The sequence below is a fragment of the Wolbachia endosymbiont of Diaphorina citri genome, assembly GCF_013096535.2.
In the GTDB taxonomy this organism is placed as follows: domain Bacteria; phylum Pseudomonadota; class Alphaproteobacteria; order Rickettsiales; family Anaplasmataceae; genus Wolbachia.
Map to the genome: position 1 here is coordinate 1,199,033 of NZ_CP051265.2, position 18,789 is coordinate 1,217,821.

The window sequence follows — 18,789 nt, forward strand, 5'->3', positions numbered from 1 at the left end:
TGTAAATCTGTAAATTTCAACTGAAGTAACTATATCAAAATTACCAGGAAGTGCACAAGTTTAAGTTTTACAAACATCATGTTGCATCAAGCCTTGAATACTTACTTCTTTTAATTCACTAGGTTTCGTTGATATTACATATGTAACTCCACTGACTATTAATGAAGACATTATAGAAGTTGCAATCATCAATAGAATTGGTAATTGGAAAGCTACACTAAAGATAATACTTACTGTCAACATGGTGACAAAATTTACAGAAGCAATTTTTAAGAAAGACAGTTGTGTTTTTTCTAGTAATACTTTATTTGCTTTGGTTTTGCTTAATTCACTATTAAGTGTTGTATTCTCGTTTTCCAGATCTTTTATTTTTTGCTTTAGTGATTGATTCTCTTCACTGAGTTTATCAAATATTTCTAACCGAGTCTCATGTCCAGCTAAGTCACTCTTTAACTTTTCTAGTTCTTTCTCAACATGTTTTAATTCTTTACCTGGCTTTTCTAACTTCCGAATTTGTCTATCTTGCAGCTGAATTTGAGGTTGCAGACTTTCTAAAATTTGGTCATCAACTTCATTAGCTGTTCCGTCGTGATTTATTTCGGAGCAGAAAGAAGTATCAAATGTAGCCTCAGACTCTAGACCGCTGTCGTCACTACTAACGCTTTCACCAATAGGAGTCTGTTTACCACTACATGTAACACTTCCTCTTTGCGGTGACTCAAATTTTTCTACAATATTCTTAACACCAGCATGTAAGTATTGCTCACTTACTATATTGTCACTACTTCCACACGTAATGGGAGCCTGTTCACTACTACGTATGGTATTGTATTGTTTCACAGAATTTATAACATCTGCTGATATATCAGTTTTTTTCTTATGCTTTACATAAAAATTTTCTTCTGCTTCCTCTAACATTTGTAATATTGCTTCCTTATTTTCTGTATTGCCTACCACCTCTCTTGGAGTATTATTTTTGCTTTTTAATGAAGGATTCACTCGATCATCACTTAGTAGTTGTTTTACCATGCTTTCATGTCCACAAGAAGTGGCAATATGCAAAGCAGTTAGCCCATCATTTTTAGAACCATCTTTTACTCGAGCGTTAACACTTGCTTTCTTTTTTAGTAAAAGTTCCACTATTAACATATTGTTGCATGCTGTAGCAAGATGTAACAACGTCCAATCTTCTGCAGCTTCTTCTGAAATTTTTATACTAAATTGATGTTCTTTACTAAAATTTCTACTAAACTTGTTGTACTCTCCTGCATCTTTTCCTTTTAACTCATTCTTTATTTTTTCAAGTAAATTATCTTCATCCAAATCGCTACTTTCACCTACCTCATTTATTATTTCAAAAAACTTCTCCTTCTCTATTGCCATAACCTTTCCCTCTAAATTTATTTTTATCGCTGCATGATCTCACAAAAAAGTTAAATTTATCAAAATTCTATATTTTATATAAACCCCAGTTGCGGATTAATCAATACAGTAAAATGTAGAAATAGAGGGCTTTTTAGGCTTCATAGAATATGAAACTAATGTGGAAAAGATGTGCACCAAGAAATTTATTGGAGACCTGTGTCTTGAATGCTCAAGATCAAGTCTGTTTTTGAGGTAACCAAAAACTGTTTCAATAATCGACCTTTTTCTTAAAAAAATCTTTTCTTCAAGAAGCATTAATGTATTTTTCATACCTTTTTTTACTTTGGTAACGAGTTTTATTCCTCTATCGAAGAGTTTTGCAAAGAGCTCTTTCTTTATATAGCCCTTATCACCAAACAAAAGACCAGTCAGTTTTTCAGTTAATTTTGGTACTGGTTTTCTGTCGTCAACGTTACCTTTAGTCATTGTAACTCCTTGAATTTCACCTTTTTCATTAATTACCATATGCAATTTAAAACCCAAAAACCAGCCATATGTAGTCTTTCCAAGCTTTGCCAATCCTTTGAAAACTTTGTTTCTTGAGATTCTTTTTGGATGGCAAACAGCGATAGAAGTTGCATCTATGTACGAAATTCCGGTCATTTTTGACTGCTCACAAAGCCACTTTAACAAGAGCACTAAATACCTTTTAGCCTAATAAATCTACTATATGTTGGCAAATTTTGAAACTCAGATCCATGTAGTGCTTTCAAATAATATGTATAGAAAGATTTAAAGTCCTCACATCTAGATTGTTGATAAAGTAAAATTATAGTAAGAATTTCAGAATGCGTAATCCCTGGCGTTCTGGTAGGTTTTTTACTGTTTGGCAGGAGTTTTTCTGCGAAATTTTTGTTTATAGCCTTGCAAAAATCGTCTACAAAGCAAAATAATTCTGTTACATTTTTATTCATGGGTAACCTCTCTATTTTTTGATAATATGTTTCCGGAGTTTACCCTATTTTCCTGGCTTTTTCACTGACTTCTAATCCTCAACTGGGGTTTATATAAAATAAAATTTGCTGTTTCCAAGAATTGGTAAGCATGTTTTTGATGAGATTGTAGAAAACATACTTTTATGACACCATTTGTTGTACGAACTAACTTGGCGAAAACAGATGTTTATATAGTTGTATGGCAAAATGTTTTGCACTAGTTGTGCTACTTCGTTTTCCGTAATAGTTGAAAAAATTAGTAGAAAGTTGTTGTAAGTTTATGTATTTTGAGGCTGTAATGGTCAAAGGTACATGAAGTATGATCAGAGTTAAAGGTGCAAGAGAGCATAATTTGCAGGGTATTGATGTCGATATACCAAAAAATAAGTTAGTTGTTATAACTGGACTAAGTGGTTCTGGTAAGTCTAGCCTCGCATTCGATACGATTTATGCAGAAGGCCAACGCCGATACGTCGAAAGTCTATCGGCTTATGCACGTCAATTTCTTAATATTCAAGATAAACCAGATGTTGAGTCAATCACAGGCCTCTCTCCTGCAATATCAATTAATCAAAAGTCGATCTCAAAAAATCCAAGATCAACTGTTGGAACCGTTACTGAAATTTACGATTATGTACGTTTGATATATGCACGAGTGGGAATACCTTATTCGCCTGTAACTGGGTTGCCAATAACGAAACAGGCTGTATCTCAAATTGTAGATACTATTATAGCATTACCTTTAGAAACTAAAATATATATACTTGCTCCTATTGTGCGTGGCAGAAAAGGAGAGCACTTCAAAGAGATATTGGAAATTAAAAAGCAGGGTTACGTGAGACTAAAAATAGATGGTGAAACATACAATATAGATGACTTGCCTAAACTCGATAAAAACAAGAAACATGATATTTTTGTTATTGCAGATAGAATCTCCATATCAGATGATATAGGAAATCGACTACCAAGCAGTGTAGAATCAGCATTGAGGCTGGGCCATGGCTTAATGTATGCAGAAATAGTGAACTTACCTGATAACCACAGTTCCGAGTATAAAAATGGTCAAACTTTAACTTTCTCAGAGAATTTTGCATGTCCTGAGTCTGGCTTTACTCTTGAAGAAATAGAGCCAAGATTGTTTTCTTTTAACAGCCCCTACGGTGCATGCAGTTCATGCAATGGGCTCGGTAAAAAACTAAGTGTTGATGCAAAGCTAATAGTGCCAGATGAAACGCTCTCGATATCTGAAGGTGCTTTAAAGCCAATTGGATCAATATTCCGTCAAGTGCATACAAACTATGGATTGCTAAAAAATGCAATTCTATCACTGGCTGAAAATTGCAAATTTAGCCTTGATGTTCCGTGGAAGAATATAGACCAAAAAGTGAAGGATTTAATACTTTTTGGCTCTAGAGAAATGAAATTTCAAGGTTTGGTCAGTATCCTAGAACGCCAGATGGATTACGATTCATCACTTATTGATAGGTATTGTTCTGTTACTGACTGCAAAGAATGTGCTGGCTATAGATTGAGAAAAGAAGCACTTACAGTGAAAATTGACGAAAAACATATAGGTGAAATATCAAGGCTCAGCATCGATGAATCCCTTAAGTGGTTTGGAAATTTATCAGACAAACTTACAGAACAACAAAGGCAAATTTCAAATAAAATATTAAACGAAATAATCAAAAGGCTGACATTTTTAAAGAATGTAGGGCTAAATTACCTTACACTTGACCGTGAATCTAGCACTCTCTCTGGTGGTGAAAGCCAGAGGATCAGGCTTGCTTCGCAAATTGGCTCTGGTTTAACAGGAGTGCTATACGTGCTTGATGAGCCCTCAATTGGCCTTCATCAATGTGATAATGATCGATTAATTACCACACTTAAAAATCTGAGAGACATGGGTAATACTGTGATTGTTGTTGAACATGATGAAGATACAATAATGGCTGCTGATTATGTGATTGATATTGGTCCTGGAGCTGGCGTGAATGGAGGAAAAATCGTTGCAGAAGGAACACCAGATCAGGTACAAAAAAATTCAGAAAGCATAACAGGACAGTATTTAAGTGGAAAGAAGGAAATTTCAATTTCAAAAAGAAGAAAGCAAACAACTCAGTTCATAAAGGTAGTTAATGCTTGTGAGAACAACTTAAAAAATATAAATGTTGAATTTCCTATAGGGAATTTTATTTGTGTTACTGGAATATCAGGAGGAGGGAAATCAAGTTTAGTGATAGAAACATTATATAAATACTCAGCACACAAGATAAATCATTCATCTGCAAGGCATGGTCAATGCGACAAAATAGAAGGCCTTGAGTATATAGATAAAATTATAGAAGTTGATCAATCGCCAATTGGTAGGACCCCAGCATCAAATCCAGCAACATATGTTGGTATGTTTACTCACATCAGAAATTGGTTTGCAGGTCTCCCAGAGTCGAAGGCACGAGGTTACAATATAGGCCGATTTTCATTTAATACCAAGGGAGGAAGATGTGAAGCTTGTAAAGGTGATGGGCATTTAAAGATCGAGATGCATTTCCTACCGGACGTTTATGTGAAATGTGAGCAATGTAGAGGACAGAGGTATAACCGAGAAACATTGGAAGTTACTTACAAGGGAAAATCAATTTCTGATGTGCTTGATATGACAATAGATCAAGCATGTGACTTTTTTGAAAATCTTCCAATGATAAAGGAAAAGTTGATTTCTTTACAGGAAGTAGGGCTTGGCTATATAACGCTTGGACAGTCGTCAACAACGTTGTCCGGGGGTGAAGCACAACGAATAAAGCTGTCTAAGGAACTATCAAAGCGATTTACCGGGAAAACATTGTATATTCTCGATGAGCCAACAACTGGGTTACATTTTGAAGATGTAAATAATTTACTGAAAATACTACATAGGCTAGTTGATTTAGGAAATACTGTTATAGTTATTGAGCACAATTTACATGTTATAAAAACTGCTGATTACATAATAGATATTGGTCCAGAGGGTGGAGTAAAAGGTGGCGAAGTGGTTGCTGTAGGAACTCCAGAAAAAGTTGCACAGACTCCAAAAAGCGTTACAGGCAAGTATCTTAAAACATATTTATTGGATCAAGTATCGACTATTTCTTAATAATTAGGTTATGAGGAGCATTTTAAAAGGTATACCTAACATATTTAATTCATGAATCTTCTCTTATTAAAAAAAGCTACAGATCTCATATTTCCAAACGTATGCGTAAGTTGTGAACGTATAATTGATAAAAGTTATGATTTATGTAGTGAATGCAATAAAAAAATCAATTTTTTAACTAAGCATTACTGTAATGTTTGTGGTGTAGTAATTCCAGATAACATTGATACATGTGGTAAATGCATCAGTAACCCTTCACCATTTAAAGTATTAAGATCAGTTTTTGCTTATGATGAACATAGCAAAAATATGATTATAAATTTTAAATTTTTTGATAATTTAAATTATGTGAAAGTCTATGCAAAGTGGATGTACAAAACTAACAAAGACATATTTCAAAATGCAGAGGTCATAGTTCCCATACCGCTACATAAAATACGCTTATTTAAACGTAAATATAATCAAGCAGCGTTGCTCGCGAAGGAATTAAGTAAGTTATCTAATTTATCTTATACACCATTTGCAATAAAACGTATTCGTCACACCAAACCTCAAGCTGGTCTTTCACTTAAACAGCGTGAAAAAAATTTGAAAAATACTTTTAAAGTAAGTAACAGCGAAATTATCAAAAACAAAATCGTGATATTGGTTGATGATGTAGTAACAACTGGCGCAACCGCAAGGTCTTGCTCTCAGGAAATTTTAAACTCTGGTGCAAGAGAAGTGAGAGTGCTATCGCTTGCAAGAACTGTATGAAAATCAGCTTTAAGGTATAATTTTCATTTTTGAAAACTGTTTAGTGTCTTAGTACTAACTTCTGTATCATTCCTCTTAAAAAAAAGTCTAGTTATAGTGTATACGGAGTCTATAATTATAGCTCTTTTTCTAATAGTTCGAATAGCTGAATATTCTTTCTGGCTAAATTTTTTATAACAAACCAATGGTTTGATTAAAATCAGGAGAATATGGAGGCAGATATATAACTTCAGCACCGACACTTTTAACAAATTCACTTATTTTCTATGAAAAGTTGCATTATCCAAAATCACCCAGCAAAAAGCTTGAACTAGCTATTAAAAACGTCTGTATCGCAATAGCCTTCAAAAATCATAGGCGCCATAATTTTTCCCTTATTCAAAGCTGCAATCATATTTTTGAATACTCACTGCATTCAGAAAAAAATAGGTACATGCTAGTGTAATAGCACTGGATATAATAATTGGAACAAGTAAAAAAGCCTCTATTAGTTTTCTTATAGAGCTGGCTGGTTTAATGCTGTTATTATTCAATGATGCAAAATAATTTTCACTAAGGTTGGCCATCCATTTTGCGCCAGATAAGACCCTCTCACTATTTTTTTAGATAAGTTGACTTGTATTTGCTTTCCCATGTTTATAATCATGCTAATAATAAATATGATAAGATCAACATAAATTTTTTACTTCCGTGTTTTTTCTGTTGTTGTTTATAATTGCTATAGTTACATCACATATTTCTTCCAATTAAATGTATCAGTTATTTATTGTAAATTACTGACTTTTTCAGTGGTTTCTTTTTCTAAATAATTCCTAAAAATGTGTTTACTTTTGTTTGTAATTGTGTAGTAACTGCAACGTAAAGTTATAGGAGGTAAAGATGGATTTTGAAAATCTGAAAAAGATATTAAGTGCAATTGATAAAGATGCAAGTGTAAATAAAGATAACGTAATTAATAAAATAAAAGAGGTATTGCGAAGGGAAGATACAATAGCGTATCAAGAGTGGGAAAATAAAAATTTTAGTATAAATCATACATTCATCCAAAGTGATCCTGATGCCGAATTTACATTATTAATTGCAGCTGCAGCAGCTGGCTGTGAGGATTTAGTGAATGTTTTATTAGATAGGCATGCGGATGTTCATGTAGAAGATGAAAATAGAGAGACTGCTTTGCATCATGCCGTTTATAGTAGATGTGTAGGTGCAGTAAATGCTCTACTAAAAAAAGGTGCGGATGTTAATGTAAAAGACAGAAGTGGTAGTACTCCTTTGCATTATGCTACTATATATAAATTCATAGATGTAGTAAATGTTCTACTAAAAACAGGTGCAGATATTAATGTAAAAGACAGAAGTGGTAGTACTCCTTTGCATTATGCTACTTTAAGTAACCATGTAGAGGTAGTAGATGCTCTATTAGCTGAAGGCGCAAGTGTTCATGTAAAAGATGGAAATGGTAGTACTCCTTTGCATTATGCTGCTAAAAATGGCTATTTAGAGATAGTAGATGCTCTACTAGACAGAGGTGCAGATGTTTATGAAAAAGATAGTTTGCAGAAAACTCCTTTGTATTATGCCATTATAAATCACCAAGAAGATACGGTAGAGAGTATAAAAGGGTTTTTAAAAAATAAAGTAGTTCAAGGTAGTGTAGTTGTTGGTGGCTTAGTTGCCATGTTAGGGAATTTTGTAACATCGACGCTTTTTATAACCGAGACAATGGAAATTACATTAACGTCTGTTATGGTAGCAATAGCTGTATCTGCATCAACAGCATTAACATCTGGTTATGCTAAATATCTAATGTCAAAATTCGATAACGAAATAAAAGAAATAAAAGAGCGACAAGACGTAATGGAAGGGAGGCAAAGCTTAACAGAAGGGTGGCAAAATGTAGGTCTACAAAGCATACGTATACATAATGCTCTTTCGTAAATTTTTACTTCCGCACTTCTTTAGTGTTGCTTATAATAACTATAGATTTAGATCTTAATTAGAAGCTTTAATTACCTACTTTAAGTTATTGAATTTCTTATCATAGCATCTGTCATTCCAGTACCCTGGAATGACAGAAAAAGAACACTGAATTAAAAATACAACATACCATCTTATATCTTAATACTGCATAATACCTCGATCATAGATTGATTAAGGACACCTTGAGTTATCTCTTTAATTAGTCTTGCTTTACTATGAAAAGCTTGTATTCTTTAAATGTATTATTTATAAATTAACTTTTTATAAGCTAAAATATGTCTAGTAGAGCTAATATACCTTTTTTTATAGCTGGTGCTATTGCTTCTCTTACACTGCTTACATCTGGAGTTTTTGCTGTAGCTCCTTACGTTGCATTTTTATCTTCAGTTGCAGCTTTAAATATAGCTCCCCCTGTTATTTTTATTTTATTTGCGCTTTCTGCAGTAGTAATTGTGTTTTCATATAAAATGATTAAACAAAGTAAAAAATCTCAAGAAAACTCGAAAGCTGAAGTCGAAGAGCCGAATAAAGGGTTAAGGAAAGAAGAAAATAAGCTAACTCCAATTAAAGAAGAATTAGAAGATGGAAAGGATAAAGAAAATAAATACGGGTTTAGTGGTCTAGAAGAAAAAGTCCATAGAATTTCAGAGAATTTTGCAACGAAAGATGAAGTGGAGGGGTTAAAAAAAGAGGTTAGTGATCTTTCTGCAAAGTTAATTAATAGTCCTGCAACAAAAAATGAAGTAGAAGCAAATCTGAATATGGAATTTTACGCAAAAGGTGAAGCAAGAGGATGGAATACAACATTTGATAATATTATATTACCAAGTGACATAAGAAAAAAGTTGAGAGGAATTTGTAAGTCAAAAAGCGGAGGATATCTCTTGTACGGTCCATCAGGAACTGGTAAGACTAGTATTAGTAAGGCAATTGCAAATCAAACTAAATCTCTGTTTGCGTTTATATCTGTTTCTGCGTTTTGCTTGTCTAGTCAAAGGAATATAGATCAAGTTTTTGAGAAAGCAGAGACAAACAGTCCTTGTATGATTTTTATAGATGAGATTGACGGAGTTGGTAAAAAGCGAACTGTTAATGAGGATGCAGGGCCTTTAACTTATTTACTCACTAAATTGGATAAAGAGTTTTTATCCTCAAAAAATATAACGGTGATTGCTGCAACTAATTATAAGGATCATTTAGATCCTGCGCTTATTAGGGGTGGTCGTTTGGAGTGTATTGAGGTTCCTGGGCTGGATAAAGAAAGTACACGTAGGGAAATGCTAAAAGAATATCTCAAAGAATTAAGCATTACAAATATTGGAACTATTGTAGACCATACTAATGGTTTTTCACCAGCAAATCTGATGGCTTTAGCCAATTATATACGAGGGGAGAAAAGTGAAGGCAAAAGCACTCCTATTTCCACTTTATGTAGAAGATTTAATGGGGAACATAAAATTGAAGGTAATAAGAATAAGAAACGTAGTAACGGAAAAACTAAAAACAAGGATACAAGGCTATCATCTGGAAGCTTATCTAGAAGTTCATCAGTAAGCTCTTCATTGAGTGATGTATCTTCTCGAGGAAGTAAGCGGCAAATCGAGGAATAAAGAGAATTACTACACAGTCTGGTCATGCAAGTCGAATCATGTCATTCCAGTGCTTGACAATAGTTTTTATCCAGAAGGAACTTCTAAAAGGGTGTCATTCCAGTACTGGAATCTAGGAGTTTTTTGAGCACGCAAGTTATGCCAAGTTTTTTGTTGGTAAGAAAGGCTGGATCCCAGTACTGGGATGACAGGAAGAGGGCTACTCGGGTGACATCGAAGGGGCTACTTGCATGACAACAAAGGAGCTGCTTGCATAACTCAAATTCAAAGAAAAATCATTTAATGTCATTCCAGCGCGTGACGCTGAAATACAGAAATAAAGAACAATGGATCCCAGTACTGGGATGACAGGAAAAGGGCTACTCGCTTTTTTTCCTGGATACCAGTCGCATGACACTACTATACAGTAGGTCCCAATTTTATCCCAGTCTGGGATCTTCTTTCAAAAATTCAAAACAATCTATTAAAAAGGAGAATATTATGTCTACAATAATTTTATCATCAATTTTAAGTAAAGCGGGCAGTATTTTTGGGCCAATTGGCCAGATTGCTGGCTCAGAACTCGGTGCTCTGCTTGGTGCACAGCTTGATAATGCAATATTTGGTCTTGATGCCGAGCAAAAGATAACGCATGGGGCGAGGCTGAAAAATCTGCAAGTTCAAACCTCAACTTATGGCAAAGCAATTCCAATTATCTATGGTACTGCTCGCATTGCTGGAAACATTATTTGGTCACAGCCAATAAAAGAGGAGGCGATAACCACTGAAAATAAAACAGGAAGAGGTATAAATATTACATATAACTACTATGCAACACTCGCAATTGCAATTTGCAAGGGGAAAGTAGAAAAATTAAATAGAATCTGGGCGGATATAAAATCGCTTAGTTTTGATGAAATAGATTATACTTTTTACCACGGCAGAGAAGACCAAAACCCTGATCCGTTTATGTTATCAATCGAAGGTGAGAAGAATGTACCAGCTTATAGAGGAATATCTTACATAGTCATCAAAAATTTTCCTTTGGCAGACTATAGTAATCGTGTTCCGGTGTTTACATTTGAAGTGCAAACTGCACTGAAGCTCAGTGGATTCTCAGTAGCAGAAAACATTAAAAATATCAATATCATACCAGGTTCAGGGGAGTTTGTGTATGATACGAAAATACAGAAGAAAATTGCACGAGAAAAAATAAGCAGTAGTCAATATATTCCCTATGGACCGGTACAAAGAGTAAATCACAATAATCACACAAAAAAGAGCGATGCTATGCTTTCTTTGGACCAATTGAAGGAAAGTTTACCAAATGTTGAATGGGCATCGGTAGTGGTTAATTGGTTTGCAAGCAGTTTGAATATCAAAGATTGTAAAATATATCCTGCAGTTGAATTTCAAGACGATTCTGCTATAGTGCCTGATGATTGGCAAGTGGGAAATATAACCAGAGATAATGCTCAGCTAATTTCAAAAGATGAAGGTGGAAACCCAAGATATGGTGGTACAGTTAGTGATTTAGCGCTAATAAGATATATAGAAGAGCTGCATAGCAGAGGTTATAAGGTAATGCTCTACCCAATGTTCTTGCTTGACACAAAAAATAAAGAGTGGCGAGGAAAATTGAGCGGTGCTCCTCAGGATATAAGCGACTTTTTTGAGAATCAGTATAGCAAATTCATAGGGCATTACACGAGCATTGCCAAACAAACTAAAGTGGAAGGGTTTATCATCGGATCTGAATTTGCGCAGCTCACCAGAGTAAAAGATGTAGAGGGTAACTATCCCGCAGTAGCAGAGCTAGTTAAAGTTGCAAAGCAAGTAAAGCTTCAGCTTGGAAAAGAAGTAAACGTAACTTACGCTGCCGATTGGAGTGAGTATCATTCATATGATGGTTGGTATAATATGGATGAACTATGGTCTTCAGAGTTTATCGATGTTGTTGGCATCGATGCTTATTTTCCACTCACCGATGGCGAAGAACCTCCTTTTGGCTATTCCGCGGAAGATGTAGCGGGTGGTTGGAGCAGTGGGGTAGGGTATGATTATTTTTACGATTACTCAAAAAGTGATCCTGAGAAAATAAAGTATAATGACAGCGAATATGCGTGGAAAAATATAGAAAAATGGTGGAATGAAGCTCATGTAAATCCTGATGGCAGCAAAACAAAATGGCAACCAAAAATGAAGAAAATATGGTTTACCGAATATGGATTTCCCAGTATGAACGGCTGCACTAATGAGCCCAATGTGTTTGTTGATAAAGGTAGTATAGAGAGTAAATATCCACGATACTCAAATGGAGAGGTGAGCTTTCTTTCGCAGAAAACTGCAATCGAAGGAACATTAAAAAAGTGGCAAAGCTCAGAAATGGTGGAGAAAATGTTCCTCTGGGCGTGGGATGCAAGGCCATTTCCTTATTTCCCCAATTTATGTGACATGTGGGCTGACTGCCATAACTGGCAGACTGGGCACTGGGTTCAGGGAAAAATTTCACAACTTAATGTTTCCGATGTTTTGTCTGATCTGTTGCAAAAGGTAGGTCTCAAAGGCGATCAGTTTGATACAAGTGATGTTAAAGGATTACTATCTGGGTGTGTAATCAATGATCAGCAACCCGTACGTTCAATTATTAAAATGCTGCGAAGTTGCTATTTTTTTGATGTGGTTGAACAGAACTCAAAACTGAAATTTATTCAAAAGGGCAGGGGAGTGACAACTGAAATACCCATAGATGAGATAGTTTGCAATAACAGTTTAAAGTTGATACAGCTTAGCCAATTAGATTTAAACAATAGGATTAACATCGTTTATTTTAACCGCAATTTTGGCTATCCAATTGATGTGAAATATGCTGAGCTGCCAAAGCAGGGCAGTACTGCAACAGTTGAAATACCGCTAATCATGGAGGAGGGGGAAGCACAAAATATAGCTGAAGTTTTACTTTATTCTTCGTGGCAAGAAAGAAATGTATACAATTTTAAGCTGCCAATAAAATATGCATGGCTTGCGCCAAGCAATGTCATAACCATTTCAGATGGTGAGAAAAAGCATACGGTGAGAATTGTCAAGACGAAATTTGAAAGCATGTCCATTCAAGTAATTGGTGTTGGTTATGATAGCTCTATATATAAGCTCTCTTTTTCTTCAACAAGATCACTCATGCTGAAAGAATACCCTCCTTTTCACATCAGCAAAACTATTATAGAAATGATAGATTTACCGCATATTAAAGGTAATATCGCAAGTTTTACTTTAATTAGTGAAGAGGAAGGTTGGAAAGGAGCAACACTTTTTATTTCGTATGATGATAAAGATTATAAGCCTATCGCAAGTGCAAATATACAATCTACTTACGGATATGTAATCGAATTTACCGATGACGAGATTGTAGTGGTATTACGCTTTGGCCAGTTGGATGTCATTAATTCAACTGCGTTAGCATTGATTGGCAAAGAGGTAATACAATTCCAAGATACCAAGCTTATAGATAAGAATAAATACAAATTGAGCAATCTAATTAGAGGGCAAGAAAGTACTAAGAGATATGAACACACCACAGGTGAAAAATTCGTTCTGCTTGATGATTCAATAATTTCTTTTGAAGTGCAAAAGGGAAAAAAGCTTTATCTCAAAGCAGTCACTTATGGTGATTCATTAGATAATACGGAGACAAAAGTTCTTACAGTTGACAATTAACGCAGTATATGTTAATATTATATACATATAAAGTAATTATAAAGCTTATTATGTCAAGGAAAATAGTTAATACATTAAAATCTCAAGTAAAAGAGCTCAAATATGCTGATTTAGGAGCTAAAGGATTAAGCTCAAGTGGTTGGTATGACATTTACTCTGGCAATGTAACATATAAAGATCTCAATAGATGCAGTGATATCACTATTAATGGACAAAAAGTAACTAATGAGTTTATTAGAGAACTATACTCAAAGCATGAAAGCCTGCTTATAAGAGATGAAAATAAGGGAGACAACTATCGTCCATTTCTTAAAGCAGTTTTTACAGAAATGTTTGAACACGCTGGTGCAATAGTTCCAAATGATTCTATTATTGAGGAGTTAATAACTAATTATAATCAGGCAGGATATACTAAGTTTTTTGTTAATTATAATTTAACGGAAATGTCTGAACTCGGTTTGCATCTAAGTTATAATGATGGAAGAGCCTTTTGTATGAACTGCAATGATCCTGATTGTTTAGAATTTAGCTTTTGTATGGAAAGCATTCCTGTAAGTAATACTATAGAATATGTTAATGCTGGAGGTAATTGTCTTCTTTATAAGGTATGCGATTTATCAAGCTCAGTAGAATTTAATCTGAAATGTAAGGGCGAAAATGTGACATATGAAGATGGTAAAGTGCTGCTTACAATTCCTAAAGAGTTAGAAGATTATAAAGCTGGCGATGACAGTCTGCTCGATAAGCTTACTGATATTATTAATAAGCTTGTTGAATACTTTAAAAAGCTCTGCGAGAGGTTGGGCCTTAAGTTTGACACAAGGATAGAGTACGATTCTGAGCGTAATATAAAGATAGAGCACAAACTTGGCAAGCCACTGCAGGTGATAGATGAACCAGATGTGTATGCCGTCAATGGCTTAAAGTGCAAAGCACAATAAAAGTATTTGTTTAGGCGAATGAGGACTTCCTTTATTGTCATTCAAGTAGCTAACACTGGGGTCCAGAGCAGGCAATAAGAATTGGTTACGTGCTGGAATGACAAGGAAGGAAGTGCTGGTTTGAAATTAAATTTTCTGGATTTTAGTGTCACGCATTGACCCTATAGTTTTCTTTTCTCGTCTAACTCACTCTGCTGAACGGATGCCAATAAAATTGGCTGCTTTTAAAAGAATACGAAAGCAATTGGTTGAATTTTTTTACTAATGTTTTATTATGCCGTGAATGTTGTGAGGTAAAACAATGACCGGTAATGTAAAAAAATTATCAAATAAAGCACCAATAATACTAACATGGGTGCCAAGAGTACGTGGTGCATCTCTGCCAGATGGTAAGAACAGCAACCTTAATTACTTAGATATAATCAAAAACCATAAATTAATAAATAAAGAAGAGAGGGGCATATATTTGGTTATCAATGGCCCTGGATTCAAAGAAAATCAAATGGATGATTTAAAGCGTGAACTGAAAGGAATGGAAGGAGTGCATGTTGTAGATTTACACCAATACGACTGGAGCGAAATAGATACAGGATGGAAGATAGATGGTGAAGACATTAGCATAAAGGATTTCTTTAAGAATATGTATAATATGTCAGAGGAGCAAAGGATGTATTTTGCTGTTGAAATAGATACCTTTAGATTGATTGCTCTGTCACTCTTAAAGCAGTTTACGGAACATGAGGGTGGAATATATATAGACTTTGATTCTTTAAAAGCCATTGACACTCATATAGGGAAGGATATAACAATTCCTGAGAGAATTTTGTTAGGGCACATTACTGCACATGTTGATCAAGAGAACGGCAAAATTATTAAAACGAATTTAAATAATGACTTGATTGCAGTAAGTTGTCCACGTATAGCGATTAATATTTTATCTCAATATAAAAGAGAAATACTGAGTCAAGAAAAAATGTGCTATGAGTTGGCAGAACGTTTATCTCGGTTTATGCAAAGAGAAGAATCACAAATTTTTACCACATGTAAAAGATTGGAAGAAGAACAGCTGTGGGATTATGAGACGAAGAGATTAGTGAGAGTTATTAAATACGGATTAAAAAAGATAGAGTGTACAATAGGTGATCTCAAAAATGGTGAGATAAGAAAATTATATGAGCCACGGGTGTTAAGGTATATGCAACATTGTGAAGTAAGTATGAATTTGGGTCAATTTTATACTGTAGAAGTAATTCGTAGTGAATTAATTGGTCAAGACGAAAGTAAACTGAAGCTGTTTTGCTTCGAAGAGAACAATGGCAATTACGTTTATATAATAGATAGTGACCTATCTTGGGCGAGAAGAGCAAACTTATACCATAAGCAGGTAAAAAGTGAGTTAGAAAAAGTACAAGTAGATCAGATGGAATTGGAAAATCTATCGTTAGAGTAATCAAGTGTAAACCGGAAAGTAACTCAGGTTACAGTTGATAGTCTATATTATTAAAAGGTTAATAATTATATATGTATTATAGTATAAGAGCTATTAATAGTATATATGTCAAAAAAAATGATTAATGAGTTGAAAGCTAAGGTGAAGGAGAGAGGATATGCTCATTTGAAGTCTACAAAAAGTTCTGATTATAGAACATATAAGGATTTGGATATGGACTTCAATAGTGAATATGAATTTGCTTGTGATCTTGTTATTAATGGGAAGACAATAACTAATGATTTCATTAAAAATTTATATTTAAAACATGAAAATCTCATTACAGAAGATAAGGACAAAAAAGGGAGTTATCGTCTGTTTCTTAAGCAAATCTTCACAGAAGTATTTGTAAACGCCGGTGCAGCAGTTCCAAATGACCCTATTATGGAAGAATTGATAACTTATTATAACAGTTCTGGGTACAAGCAATTCTTTTCTTCTCAAAGTCAAGCACTTCGTTCTTTTGGATTGTGCATATATTCATTCCATTATTTAATTCCTTCTTACAGAGAAAGGACCTATATAAGTTGTGAAGATCCAAATTGTCTGAAGTTTAGTTTTAGCGTAAATGATGGCATATATAACGATAATAAAACTTTAATATGTGATTTACAAAACTCAGTGGAGTTTAAACTAAAATGTGAAGTATGAAGAAGGTAGAGTGTCTCTTACTATTCCTAAGGAGCTGAAAAACTACAAAGCAAATGATAAGAATTTGTTTGACGTTATTATTGAGTATTTTCAGAAATTTTGCGAAAAATTTGGATTTCACTTTTTTGAGGAAAAATTTGAGCATAATCTGGATAAGCCACTTGGAATATTAAGTGATATAAATACATCCCAAGATAAGAATCTAAACTTGAAGAGTTTAAAATAAGATATTGAAATCTCTGCTTTTTTTAATAAGGTGGGTATAATAAAAAGTAAATCAAGTTTTACAGAAAACCTTTACTTATGATGAAAAGTACGTAATACGTATATAATATAAGATTGTGATATGTCAAAAAAAATAGTTAACGCATTGAAATCTGAAGTAAAAAAGCTCAAGTATTCTGATTTAAAATCTATACCAATGAAATCAGGTGGTTGGAGTAGCATAAACTCTGGTTACAACACATATATTGACCTTGGTAGATCACACAACCTTACTATTAATGAGAAAGAAGTGCCTAATGAGCTTATTGAGAAGCTATATTCAAAACATAAAGATCTCATTTTAGAAGATGAGAATGGAAGAAAGAACTATAGTCCATCTCTTAAGCAAATTTTCATAAAAATATTTGAACATGCTGGTGCAGTAGTTCCGAGTGACTCTATCATAGAAGAATTGATAACTAACTATCATCAAGAAGGGTATAATCATTTTCTGTTTCTTCATATATTAAAGGCTCTTTCTCCATTTGGCTTGCTTGTGTTAGATTCTAACGTAATAATAACTTATAGTATGTATTGCCGTGATTCCAATTGTCTAAAACTCAATTTTAGCATGGATTGTATAAAGGTGTGCAGCAGTGATCTTGTTAATGATATCAAAACACCAGGTTTTTACAGCTCAGTAGAATTTAAGTTAAAATCTAAGGGTAGAAGCATAACATATGAAGATGGTAAAGTGCTTATTACTATTCCGAAAGAGCTGAAAAATCATAAAGCAAGTGGTAGAAATTTTTTTGATATTGCTACTGAACGTTTTCAAGAATTTTGTGAGAATTTAGGATTTAATTTTGAGACAAAAGTGGAACATAGCATAGATAAACCACTTACAGTATTAAAAGATGCAAATACATCCCATGATAAGAATTTAAGCTTGAACCAACAGTTAAGTAATTCAAGATAAGATATTGAGATTCGCATTTTTAAAGCTAGAAAACATATTCATTGAGAGAATAATTTCGCTACTGAAAGCAAAAGGCGTTTTTACAATCTTCTATCTACTACTCCCTCATGAACAGATACGTTTAACTGCTCACTAACTTCTTCATTACTTGGCAAGTGTCCTCTAAGAGATAAGTTACGTACTGCATGCTCCAAAGGAGTTTGTAATCGCTCAACATATACTTTTGCTAGCAACTCAGCATCAATTAGCGCTCCATGCAGCTCCCTACTCTCTAGTGATATACCAAAACGCTCACACAATGCACTTAAAGAAGCCGGTGGTCCAAATTTCTTTCTTGCAAGCGGTAATGTATCTAACACTCTGTCTGAAGAGATTAATTTGGCATTCAGTTTACCAAGTTCCATGTTCAAAAATTTAATGTCAAATCCAGCATTGTGAATTACCAAAGTATCGCTAGATATAAAATTAAGAAATTCAGATGCAATCTCTGAAAATAGTGGCTTATCCTTTAGAAATTCTTCGCTGATACCGTGAACTTTAAATGCACCTTTGTCTATGCTCCTTTCTGGGTTGATGTATCGATGGAATACTTTGCCTGTTGGAATATGATTAATTAGTTCTACACACCCTATTTCGATAATTCGATGGCTATTGACATCAAGACCTGTAGTTTCAGTGTCAAGTACTATTTCACGCAGCCCATCTTGTTTGACACTTAACCTACTACTAGGATCTGACTGACTATTGGTAGCTTGTATCGTTTTTTTTCTTTTAGCTACTAATTTTTTTGTAGCACCTTCACCATCTTTTACTCTAAAGTGTCCAGGCGCTTCGGTTATTGAGCTTTTTTTTATACTATCAAGGATAACTTCTTTATCATTTAAGAATTTTTTACCGTTACCTTCTACATAAAGTGAGGTGAGATTTTTGAGTGCTATATCTCCTCCATAGTGGTGGCGCCACACTCCAACAATGTTGTTGTTTTCTACATTT

At 34.2% G+C, this 18,789-nt stretch carries 12 protein-coding genes and 2 pseudogenes; 10 read left to right on the forward strand and 4 right to left on the reverse strand.

The window, feature by feature from the left end; all coding sequences use genetic code 11:
• Positions 1–60: 60 nt before the first annotated feature.
• Both HGO49_RS05660 and HGO49_RS05665 read right to left on the reverse strand, forming a co-directional pair.
• Complete coding sequence (locus HGO49_RS05660) at positions 61–1,383, reverse strand: ankyrin repeat domain-containing protein (RefSeq protein ID WP_017532558.1); 1,323 nt, start codon at positions 1,381–1,383, stop codon at positions 61–63.
• A 96-nt stretch (positions 1,384–1,479) separates the two neighbouring features.
• A pseudogene (locus tag HGO49_RS05665) lies at positions 1,480–2,339 on the reverse strand (IS982 family transposase).
• A 340-nt stretch (positions 2,340–2,679) separates the two neighbouring features.
• Here HGO49_RS05665 and uvrA point away from each other — a divergent pair.
• Positions 2,680–5,493, forward strand: coding sequence for an excinuclease ABC subunit UvrA (gene uvrA / locus HGO49_RS05670; protein WP_017532559.1), 2,814 nt, complete (start codon positions 2,680–2,682; stop codon positions 5,491–5,493).
• 51 nt (positions 5,494–5,544) lie between these two features.
• Positions 5,545–6,249, forward strand: a complete 705-nt coding sequence (locus HGO49_RS05675) for a ComF family protein (protein WP_017532560.1) — start codon at positions 5,545–5,547, stop codon at positions 6,247–6,249.
• 115 nt (positions 6,250–6,364) lie between these two features.
• Here HGO49_RS05675 and HGO49_RS07365 read toward each other — a convergent pair.
• Positions 6,365–6,646: pseudogene (locus tag HGO49_RS07365) on the reverse strand (transposase); the annotation flags it as partial.
• Positions 6,647–7,128: 482 nt separating this feature from the next.
• Here HGO49_RS07365 and HGO49_RS05680 point away from each other — a divergent pair.
• The 8 genes from HGO49_RS05680 (at position 7,129) to HGO49_RS05710 (ending at position 17,796) form a co-directional block, all read left to right on the forward strand.
• Complete coding sequence (locus tag HGO49_RS05680; RefSeq protein WP_017532562.1) at positions 7,129–8,187, forward strand: ankyrin repeat domain-containing protein; 1,059 nt, start codon at positions 7,129–7,131, stop codon at positions 8,185–8,187.
• 317 nt (positions 8,188–8,504) lie between these two features.
• Positions 8,505–9,839, forward strand: a complete 1,335-nt coding sequence (locus HGO49_RS05685) for an AAA family ATPase (protein ID WP_172758377.1) — start codon at positions 8,505–8,507, stop codon at positions 9,837–9,839.
• A gap of 480 nt (positions 9,840–10,319) precedes the next feature.
• Positions 10,320–13,532 (forward strand): glycoside hydrolase/phage tail family protein, encoded by a 3,213-nt coding sequence (locus HGO49_RS05690; RefSeq protein ID WP_017532564.1) that lies wholly within the window; start codon positions 10,320–10,322, stop codon positions 13,530–13,532.
• A 50-nt stretch (positions 13,533–13,582) separates the two neighbouring features.
• Positions 13,583–14,473 (forward strand): hypothetical protein, encoded by an 891-nt coding sequence (locus tag HGO49_RS05695; RefSeq protein WP_017532565.1) that lies wholly within the window; start codon positions 13,583–13,585, stop codon positions 14,471–14,473.
• 301 nt (positions 14,474–14,774) lie between these two features.
• A complete protein-coding gene (locus HGO49_RS05700; RefSeq protein ID WP_017532566.1) occupies positions 14,775–15,923 on the forward strand; it encodes a hypothetical protein in 1,149 nt (382 codons plus the stop codon).
• A 105-nt stretch (positions 15,924–16,028) separates the two neighbouring features.
• On the forward strand, positions 16,029–16,613 hold the full coding sequence (locus tag HGO49_RS05705; protein WP_322742803.1) for a hypothetical protein: 585 nt from the start codon (positions 16,029–16,031) through the stop codon (positions 16,611–16,613).
• Positions 16,603–16,839 (forward strand): hypothetical protein, encoded by a 237-nt coding sequence (locus HGO49_RS07515; RefSeq protein WP_322742804.1) that lies wholly within the window; start codon positions 16,603–16,605, stop codon positions 16,837–16,839. Before HGO49_RS05705 ends, HGO49_RS07515 begins: the two co-directional genes overlap by 11 nt.
• A 120-nt stretch (positions 16,840–16,959) precedes the next feature.
• Positions 16,960–17,796 (forward strand): hypothetical protein, encoded by an 837-nt coding sequence (locus HGO49_RS05710; RefSeq protein ID WP_017532567.1) that lies wholly within the window; start codon positions 16,960–16,962, stop codon positions 17,794–17,796.
• 80 nt (positions 17,797–17,876) lie between these two features.
• Here the strand turns inward: HGO49_RS05710 and dnaQ are convergent, their stop codons facing one another.
• Entirely contained in the window at positions 17,877–18,494 is a 618-nt protein-coding gene (dnaQ, locus tag HGO49_RS05715; RefSeq protein WP_026092705.1) for a DNA polymerase III subunit epsilon, read from the reverse strand.
• Positions 18,495–18,789 lie beyond the last annotated feature (295 nt).

Bases quoted from the DNA above. Each gene is read 5' to 3' on its own strand.
- HGO49_RS05680 (WP_017532562.1), top strand. From the start codon at position 7,129: ATGGATTTTGAAAATCTGAAAAAGATATTAAGTGCAATTGATAAAGAT.
- HGO49_RS05685 (WP_172758377.1), top strand. From the start codon at position 8,505: ATGTCTAGTAGAGCTAATATACCTTTTTTTATAGCTGGTGCTATTGCT.
- HGO49_RS05695 (WP_017532565.1), top strand. From the start codon at position 13,583: ATGTCAAGGAAAATAGTTAATACATTAAAATCTCAAGTAAAAGAGCTC.
- HGO49_RS05675 (WP_017532560.1), top strand. From the start codon at position 5,545: ATGAATCTTCTCTTATTAAAAAAAGCTACAGATCTCATATTTCCAAAC.
- HGO49_RS05710 (WP_017532567.1), top strand. From the start codon at position 16,960: ATGTCAAAAAAAATAGTTAACGCATTGAAATCTGAAGTAAAAAAGCTC.
- HGO49_RS05660 (WP_017532558.1), bottom strand. From the start codon at position 1,383: ATGGCAATAGAGAAGGAGAAGTTTTTTGAAATAATAAATGAGGTAGGT.
- uvrA (WP_017532559.1), top strand. From the start codon at position 2,680: ATGATCAGAGTTAAAGGTGCAAGAGAGCATAATTTGCAGGGTATTGAT.
- HGO49_RS05700 (WP_017532566.1), top strand. From the start codon at position 14,775: ATGACCGGTAATGTAAAAAAATTATCAAATAAAGCACCAATAATACTA.
- HGO49_RS05690 (WP_017532564.1), top strand. From the start codon at position 10,320: ATGTCTACAATAATTTTATCATCAATTTTAAGTAAAGCGGGCAGTATT.
- HGO49_RS05705 (WP_322742803.1), top strand. From the start codon at position 16,029: ATGTCAAAAAAAATGATTAATGAGTTGAAAGCTAAGGTGAAGGAGAGA.